Source organism: Pseudoalteromonas sp. AOP7-A1-14, assembly GCF_052376275.1.
Lineage (GTDB): Bacteria > Pseudomonadota > Gammaproteobacteria > Enterobacterales > Alteromonadaceae > Pseudoalteromonas.
Genome location: NZ_JBQSVO010000134.1, coordinates 1 through 9,332 on the forward strand (window position 1 = coordinate 1; position 9,332 = coordinate 9,332).

The window sequence follows — 9,332 nt, forward strand, 5'->3', positions numbered from 1 at the left end:
AGTATTCATTAGATTGCTCCTTGATCAATTTGTTTTGCGAGCCAAGTTGAATTACGCATTGCTAATGTCATGATGGTTAGCGTGCAATTCTTATGAGGGTTCGATGCAAATACACCGGCATCCATGACAAATAGGTTATTGCAATCCCACGTTTGTCCCCATTGATTGGTTACGGAATCAGCAGGATCACTGCCCATTCGTGTTGTGCCAACTTCATGTATGATTTCGCCGCCTTTAGAAATAGCCTGTTCAGCCGAAGGAAGTTTATCGATTTTTGCACCCATATTTTCTAAAATTTGCTTCGCTGTTTTTAAACCGTGTTCGATTTGTTTAAGTTCCCGATCGGACCATTTAAAGTGAAACTTAGGAACTGGAATCCCCCATTTATCTTTTACGCTTTCGTTAATTTCCATGTAAGAGTCTTTATTTGGTAACATTTCGCCACGTAGGGCAAAGCCAATATATGAACCATAGGCGTCTCGAATCTGTTGCTTTAATTGACCACCATAGCCTTGCGTATTACCCAATACCCCAGCCCCAGGCTGATTAAAACCACTACCTATTTCAAAGTGGTAACCCCGTGGAAAGTCCAACTCGCCTTTTGCTTGTGCTTTATGCCCCCACCAAGGGATAAACAAATGGTTAGCTGTGTGACCATCTTCGTTATAACGCGGGCGGCCTTCTAAAGCGGGTATTTGTGCTCCTAGCCATGCGCCCGTTGAATCCATAAGGTTACGACCTACTTGATCACTTGAATTTGCAAGGCCTTTAGGGTGTTTTTTATGCTTTGAATTTAATAGGATCCGCGCTGATTCACAGGCACTGGCAGCAAGAATTACAACGTCGGCATCAATCGTGTGCTGCTGCGCTGATTTTTTATCAATGTAGCTAACGCCAGTGACTTTGCCGTCATCGTTCACTGCTACAGATTTAACCATTGCATCAGTTATTACTTCTAAATTGCCAGTTGCTTTTGCCATTGGTAATAATGAGGTTGTTGTTTGAAAGGCTGCTCCAATAGAGCAACCGGAGCCACAAGGAGTTGCATAAAAGCACGCCATTCTGTCATCTTTAGGTCGTGTTAATACCGCTCGGTGCATAGGCACAGCAGTAATACCGAGCTTTTTAGCTGATGCTGCAAGCAGTAGCTCAGGAACCCGTGGTTTTGGCGGTGGCTGTAATACACCTTCAGGTGAAGGTGGCATGTCATCTAAGCCGGTATTGGTGCCACAAATACCCACTAATTCTTCTGTAATGTCATACCATGGTGCTATGTCTTCGTAAATAAATGGCCAATCTGCGCCGTGTCCGTCTTGGCTCTTACCTTTAAAGTCATGTTCACTAAACCTAAGAGAATAGCGGCCCCAGTGATTTGTACGGCCACCCAACATACGTGCACGCCACCACATAAAATCAGAGTCTTTTGCATTGGTATAGGGTTCATCAGGTACTTGCCAACCACCATCGATTGTAGCGTCATAAAAGCCGAAGTTTTTATCTTTGGTGCTGGTACCCATTAAGGGGGCTTCACTGTTACGGCGAAACATTGGGCTTTCTTTCTTAGGGTCATAATCGCGACCAGCTTCAAGCAACAGCACCTTATGGCCTAATTTTGTTAGTGTGTATGCAGCCATTGCACCGCCAGCCCCTGAGCCGACGACGAGTACTTTGTGATTGAATTTTGACATTGTTATAACTCCTTGATTTTTATATTTTTGAACCAAACTTTGTCGCCATGATCTTGCAGGCCAATATGACCTTTCTCAGAGTTAGCAAAGTTAGACCAAGTTGCAAACTTGCTGTTGTTAACTAAAGTATTCCAAGAGCTACTTCCTACAACCATACTGACGGTACTGACACCGTTTTGCCAAACCTGCAAATGATTATTCAGCATTTTTATACGCACCGTATTCCATTGCATCGCTGGTTTATGTGCAGCAAGGGGAGCTGCAAGTAAATCATAAATTGAGCCCGCCAAATGAGAATCAATTTCAGTATCAGCGTGACGTTCATTATCTATAATTTGTACTTCAGGAGCGTGTGAGTAAATATATTTTCCTAATTCATCAGCGAGGATAAAAATGCCGCTATTACCGACCTCACTGATTTTCCAGTCAATCTTTAAATCAAAATTTTGATAAGGTTTTTTGGTTAAAATATCCCCGCCGCCTTTAGTGAGCAGCATAGCATCATCCTCTATAATCCATTTAGAGCTGAGGGTTTGACTTTTGAAGTTACGCCATTGCGACATATCTTGACCATTAAATAATAACTGCCATCCTGCCTGTTGTTCTTCTTTAGAAAGCTGGTTATCAATATTTTTAGCAAATGCAGTACTGGTGAAAGCGAGTGCAATTGACAATAGTGAAAGTGATTTAAGCATAAAGTACCCTTTTATTTTGTGTGCTAAGTATTGCTATTAAACGTATTTTTGAACGCTTTTATTTTTTGTTATAAAAAAATGAAGACCGATAAATACGACAATAAGTACAACCGGAAAGAGTAATAAGTTTTGTAAAAGAGTTTGCCCTGCAACAACCTCTATTTCTTCAGGCGTGATGTTTTGGGTTTGTGCTTGTGTTTTTGCGCTATCTATCCAGTTACCGATTACTGGATTCCATAAACTCATTGCAAACATGCCTGCACCGCCAATTAATGACATACCTAGGGCACCTGTTTTAGGTGTGTATTCAGCAACACACCCGATCATCGTTGGCCAAAAGTAGGTAACACCGATAGCAAATAATGCTGCGGCAAAATAAATAGCACTACCTTGTGCTTGGCTCATCATATATATTCCAATCGTTGAAAATATTGCTGACCCTAGTAATACGCCTGAAGGGCTAAAACGATGAACTATAGGCCCTGCGAAGAAGCGCCCTAATGCCATAAGGCCAGTAATAAGCGCTAAAATAACCATAGGTGAGGCACCTGATGAACCTAAAATTTGTTCAATCCATTGTTGAGTACCAAATTCAGTCACTGCGGTTAAAGTCATGCAAATAACTAAGAATAAATACAAAGGTGACAGCAGGTTTTTTAAGTTACTGCTGGTGGAATTTTGCTGTGGATTAAATTTAGGAAATTGTGCCGTAAGCATCATTGCGCCATATATGGCCGTAGGTATTAAAATTAACGCTACTTGCCACTGCCAATTAAACGCTGCTGATGTCATCGCATTTGAAGCTAAAGCGCCAATAACAATACCACCAGGAAACCACACATGAAAACGGTTTAACATGGTCGTTGTATTATTAGGATACATTTGTGCAATTAGAGGATTACACCCAGCTTCTACAGAGCCATTAGCAAAACCAATCAAAAATGTTGATATAAGTAGGGCCCAAAAGCCCTCAGCAGATATTGTTAATAAAAGGCCTGCTAAATGGCAAAAAAATGCCAGTGCTACTAATTTTTTAGCACCGATAGCATTGTATATAATGCCCCCAAGCATAGTCGCAATCGGAAAGCCTAAAAATGCCATTGCGTTGACCCAGCCAAGCTGTGTACCAGTTAGGCCAAATTGTTCGCCAAGTTGGCTTAAAATACCGGCACGAATCGCAAATGTCATCGATGTAACAATTAATGCAATACAACATAAACGAAAAATGAGGCTGTGATTATTATTTTTATTCATTGTGTGTGATCCTATTTATTTAATACCTAATATCCGCTTATTTCGCTGGGTATCGGTGGCCATTGCACTAAAATCATCAAATGCTTTAGCTGTGGGTGTTATCAAGTGTTGTTGTATGAACGGCGCGCCTTCTTTAGCCCCTTGCTCAGAATCTTTTATACAACACTCCCACTCCAATACAGCCCAGCCATCAAAACCATATTGGGTTAACTTACTAAATATGTTCTTAAAGTCGATTTGGCCATCTCCTAATGAGCGAAAACGGCCAGGGCGCTCTTGCCAGTTTTGGTAGCCTCCATAAATCCCACTTTTACCGTTTGCATTAAATTCAGCATCCTTAACGTGAAAGGCTTTAATGTGCGTGTGATAAATATCAATGAAAGCAAGGTAATCAAGTTGCTGTAACACAAAGTGACTCGGATCGTAGAGAATATTTACTCGTGGGTGATTATTCGTTGCACCTAAAAAGCGTTCAAAAGTGACACCGTCATGTAAATCTTCACCAGGGTGAAGCTCGTAGCAAACATCGACTCCCATTTCATCAAAATAGTCGAGGATAGGTAACCAACGTGCTGCAAGCTCTGCGAAACCTTCTTCAATTAAGCCTTGAGGGCGTTGCGGCCATGGGTAGAAGGTTTGCCATAACAACGCACCTGAAAATGTAACATGTGTTTTAAGACCAAGATTACAACTTGCTTTAGCAGCGAGCATCAACTGATCATGTGCCCATTGCGTGCGGTTTTTTGGGTCCCCGCGAAGGTGCTCTGGAGCAAAATTATCAAACATTTCATCATAAGCAGGATGTACAGCAACTAGCTGACCTTGTAAATGTGTAGACAGTTCTGAAATAGTAAGCCCTACTTGTTCAATAATGCCAGTTACTTCATCACAATAATCTTGGCTTTGAGCCGCTTTTTCTAAGTCGAATATCTCTGGGTTAGATGTAGGCATCTGAATGGCTTTATAGCCTAAACTTGCCGCCCATTTACAAATGTCTTCTAAATTATTAAACGGTGCTTGATCGCTAATAAATTGTGCTAAAAATATTGCTGGACCTTTTATTTGTTTCATAGATGATTATCCAATTTTAAATGTGTGCCATTTACTGTCTTTAGCTGATGCTGCTACAGCATTTTCGATAAATGCCATGCCTCTAATTGCTTGCTTAATACCAGGTACATCAAATTGTTCATTGGTAGCTATTTCGGCTAATCTTTTTGCTTTGATCTGTTTTGCAAAATTAACATATATATTGGCAAAAGCTTCTAGGTAGCCTTCTGGATGACCTGCTGGTGTCCTTAGGGCATTTTGTGCTGCGGTGCTTTTTAGTGATATACCAGAGCGTAGTAATACGCTTGGCGCATTGTGGCTTTTAAGCCATAAGCTATTTGGCTCCATTTGATTCCATTCGATGCTAGCTTTATCCCCATAAATACGAAGGTTTAAATTATTCTCTTCGCCAAGTGCTATTTGGCTGGCAAGTAATACACCTTTAGCTTGATTATTAAATCGAAGTAGTACAGTTCCATCATCATCGAGTGTTCTGCCGGGTAGTACATGGTTTAAGTCAGCGCATAACGAGGTAATTTCTAATCCACTTACATATTCAACTAAGTTTGCAGCATGCACACCAATATCTGCGATACAGCAGCTGATGCCCGCTTTCTCAGGATCTAAACGCCATTTAGCTTGTTTACCTTGTTCGTCCTCATTGGTCGCAAGCCAACCTTGACTGTATTCAACAACTACTTTACGAATATTGCCAAGTTCGCCTTTTGTAATTCTATGTCGAGCTTCTTTTACCATAGGATAACCAGTATAGGTATGAGTCAACCCATATAAGCACTGAGTTTGGTTTAATGTCTGCTCCAAAATCAGTGCTTCTTGCAAATTGAGAGTTGCGGGTTTGTCTGAAAGGACGTGAAAACCTGATTCTATTGCGAGTTTCGCGATAGAAAAATGCAAATGATTGGGTGTAACTATAACAACAAAATCTATACGTTTATCTTCAGGAAGTTTTGCTTCTTCTATAAACATTTGCTGGTAACTATCATAGTTCCTTGTTCGTTCAATACCCAGTATCTCTGCAGTTGTTTTGCTGCGCATAGGATCTGAACTAAATGAACCGGCAACTAAATCTATAAGGCCATCTAAACGTGCAGCAATTCGGTGAATTGCACCAATAAATGCCCCCTCTGCACCACCGACCATTCCCATACGTACTTTTGTGTTATTCATCAAGCACTCCATTTAAATAGTCATTTATTCAATTTGTTTAATATCTTGTTACTGATAATAATCAATGAATACTAGTAGGGGTAATAAAAATTCGGTTGACAATAAAACAAATTCGGCGTTTTATGATATTTCTTATCAACATATGTTTTGGAATATATTATTTTGGATATACATCAAATTATAGATAAAGCAGGTGTAAATCAATTAATTTCTGCGTTTGACTTATTACATGAAACTTTGTTTTGGGTTAAAGATGATAAAAGTCGTATTTTGTACGCAAATCAACATTTTATAGAACATAAAGGTTATATGTCGTTTGACCAAATAGCCTTCAAAACTGATTATGATTTCTCACCTAAACACTTAGCTTTTCAATATGTAAATGATGATAGACGTGTCATGAATGGTTATGTCGTTACGGACAGGTTAGAACTTAATAAAACATCAAATGGTGAATTAGCATGGTTTTCCACTTCGAAAAAAGCGATTTTTACAGATGAGGGACAAATACTGGGTACTTATGGAATTACACGCCATTTACAAAAAACATCGAAAGCTTTATCAAATGTAAGGGCCATTGAAGAACCGGTTAATTTCATAAGAAAATATTACTACCGTAACATCAGCATCGAAGAGCTAGCCGAACTGGCACATTTATCAGTGAGTGCTTTGGAGCGTCGCTTTAAGAAGCATTTAGCTAAAACACCTAACCAGTTTATTAATGAGATTCGACTAGAAAATGCACGCAGGTTATTAGTTGAAACCAGCTTACCTATTTCACAAATAGCTTATCAATGTGGCTTTGCTGAGCCTAGTTATTTTAGTAAACAGTTTAGGCGCTTATTTGGTGAAATACCTTCACATATGCGAGATAATATTGATAACTAACTATTGTCTCGTTTAGCAAGTTTAAGTTCTACATGCACAGGCAATATTGTGCCAAGCAGGTATATTGTTGAGTATCATGAGGTAGCCTTAAACTGATTTTATGTCGCTTATTAAAGTGATGCTGTAAAACCATAAACTCACTAGTTGTTTGATATGTCTTGAGGTGAAAGAAGTTGACTGGTTAAATATAGAGACTGCTCGTGGACGAGTTTCCATTTTGAATGTTGATGTAACAAATCGTGCGAAAAAGTGGACTTTTAATTAATTGCACCTGCACAAACCTCGGGCCTAAAATAATAATAGCGCCATTGTTATCAACAGGTGTGTCATCAAGCTAAGTGGTCAGTTGTAACTGCTATTGCTTTTTGGGCTGCATCAACTATTGATTGTTGCGATAGAGTTACCTACGTTGCTATATTTTCGACTCCACTAACAGCCTCAACTAATTGCTATCCTTGGGCATCATCAAAGCGTACATGGTGTTTTGCTCCGTTGCCATTGATACCTAAATACAAGTTTAATCATATTAAAGTCGCTCACAAGATGAGTTGTGTCCACTGATGTAACTCTTACATGCTCATTTAACACAGCAGAATTAGTATGAAGTGAACTTAATTTTTAATTAATAAATAGATCATAGTTCTGAAGTATTTTTTGGGTGACACCGCCGTTAGCCCCCTAATTGAGCATTCTTTTAAGTAAAGGCACATCCGCACTAAAATCATTTACGATTGGTCTTATCATTATTAATAACTCACTCTTACTAGGAATTATTTAGCGTAGTTGCTAATTGCAGTATCTAGTGGAGTTGGCTTATATTGATGCATTGAAGCACTTAATTAGATTTTGTTTTCTCCTGCAATAAATTCATTTTTTACATTACCAATCAAATTAGTTTAATTAACATCGCATAAACAAAGTTCTAGTTTTTATCCATAGTCACTTTCCAGGAAACAAGCCCAGCTAATGTCGATAAAATATTCCATAACGTTTAATATAAAAAAATACATAAGTATGTTGTTTTATTTCAACGCTTTAAGTTAGTAATAAATTAACTAGTCAAAAAAAATCACATGTATTAATAGTGTTTTTTTGACGAGCGAAACTGTTGGTTAGTTATTTGTAAAAATAAATTTAAAAAGTTTTACGCCGATTTTGTCCTAGTCGCAACCGAAATTATATTATCACTTTTTTTAACAGGACCCTATTCTGGAAATGAATCTTAACAAGGTATTAACTATAGACTAAAGCTTGCTGGTTAATATTAACATTAGTTTTTTTATATTTATCAACAAAATAATACTAACAACACACACAAAGATTGGAGATGGACATGGTTAATAATAGTAGCAATGGAGCCTGGCTTTGCACTAATTTTAAAAAAACAGCACTATGTATTGCGTTGCTATCATCATGCAACATAGCACACGCTCAAGATGACGACTCTGAATTTGAGGTCATTGAAGTACGAGGTATTCGCTCTTCAGCGGCACAAAATCTAGCTATAAAAAGATTATCAACCGCTAATGTTGATGCGATTACAGCCGAGGATATAGGTAAATTCCCAGATAAAAATGTAGCCGATTCCTTACAACGTGTACCAGGTGTATTGATAGATCGAGATGGTGGTGAAGGCAGTCGGGTGAGTATTCGTGGTACTTCGCCTGATTGGACTTTAACGCAGCTCAATGGTAATTACTTGGCGTCATCTGGCACGGGTGTCCCAACGCGAAGTTTTAACTATGCTTTGTTACCTTCAAGTATGATTAGCAGTGTTGAAGTATACAAAAGTGCTGAAGCACGTATTGATGAAGGCGGAATTGGTGGAACCGTGATTTTAAATACTCGTAAACCGTTAGAAATGGAAGCTAACTCTGGCGCTTTAAGTGTAGAAGCAACTTATGATGACGTTTCAGAAGATCTACAACCGCAACTTAATGTACTTTATTCGTGGAAAAATGAAGATGAAAAGTTTGGTATCTTAGCTGGAATAAGTCGGCAAGATAGAACAGTAACGACAGTTTCTAACAATGCAATGCACTGGCGATATCATTCTGATACTGATGATTCAGCCGAAAGGCCTGCCATTGTAGACCAAGCAACAGGTGAAGTTTATAACAATGTTTGGGCTCCTCGAGCTATGAACGCAGTCAATTCAACAGAAGATAGAAACCGAGAAGGGTATCAAGTTGCCATACAATGGATGCCAACTGAAAATTTAGACCTTAACTTTAATTATTTTGGTGCTAAATTAAGTTATGACTCTGCCGAGCAAAGCGTACTCTTTGCTGAGTGGAACGATAATCATAACCCTTATTTTGGTGTTGAATTAGATGGTGATACTGTTGTTGCTTATGGTTTTGGGGATAATGGCTTACTCAATGAAAATAATTGGGGCGATGCGGATGTAAATAACGGGGTTGCTATAAGACGAGGTTTACTTTCGCCTCAGCTTACGGGCCGCGAGCGACTAGGAGAATCAAAATCAGACTCGTTTGATTTTGATGGTACTTATTATGGTAATAACTTCACACTTTCATTTCAAGTTGGTCATACGGAAGCAATAGGC

7 protein-coding genes are annotated in these 9,332 nt (G+C 38.9%); 2 read left to right on the forward strand and 5 right to left on the reverse strand.

The features are described 5' to 3' along the window. Positions 1–8: 8 nt before the first annotated feature. The 5 genes from ACT3RM_RS15750 to ACT3RM_RS15770 are packed head-to-tail and all read right to left on the reverse strand — an operon-like array spanning position 9 to position 5,875. Positions 9–1,688 (reverse strand): GMC family oxidoreductase, encoded by a 1,680-nt coding sequence (locus ACT3RM_RS15750; RefSeq protein WP_441835783.1) that lies wholly within the window; start codon positions 1,686–1,688, stop codon positions 9–11. 2 nt (positions 1,689–1,690) lie between these two features. After that, a complete protein-coding gene (locus ACT3RM_RS15755; RefSeq protein ID WP_441835782.1) occupies positions 1,691–2,383 on the reverse strand; it encodes a 3-keto-disaccharide hydrolase in 693 nt (230 codons plus the stop codon). 36 nt (positions 2,384–2,419) lie between these two features. Beyond that, entirely contained in the window at positions 2,420–3,637 is a 1,218-nt protein-coding gene (locus ACT3RM_RS15760) for an MFS transporter (protein WP_441835781.1), read from the reverse strand. A 15-nt stretch (positions 3,638–3,652) separates the two neighbouring features. Then, positions 3,653–4,708 (reverse strand): sugar phosphate isomerase/epimerase family protein, encoded by a 1,056-nt coding sequence (locus ACT3RM_RS15765; protein ID WP_441835780.1) that lies wholly within the window; start codon positions 4,706–4,708, stop codon positions 3,653–3,655. Between the two features lie 6 nt (positions 4,709–4,714). After that, entirely contained in the window at positions 4,715–5,875 is a 1,161-nt protein-coding gene (locus ACT3RM_RS15770; protein WP_441835779.1) for a Gfo/Idh/MocA family protein, read from the reverse strand. Between the two features lie 162 nt (positions 5,876–6,037). Between ACT3RM_RS15770 and ACT3RM_RS15775 the strand changes: the two genes are divergently transcribed. Further along, positions 6,038–6,763, forward strand: coding sequence for a helix-turn-helix domain-containing protein (locus ACT3RM_RS15775; RefSeq protein WP_441835778.1), 726 nt, complete (start codon positions 6,038–6,040; stop codon positions 6,761–6,763). Positions 6,764–8,096: 1,333 nt separating this feature from the next. Then, positions 8,097–9,332, forward strand: a 1,236-nt coding sequence (locus tag ACT3RM_RS15780) for a TonB-dependent receptor (RefSeq protein WP_444511413.1), incomplete at its 3' end; no start/stop codon positions are given.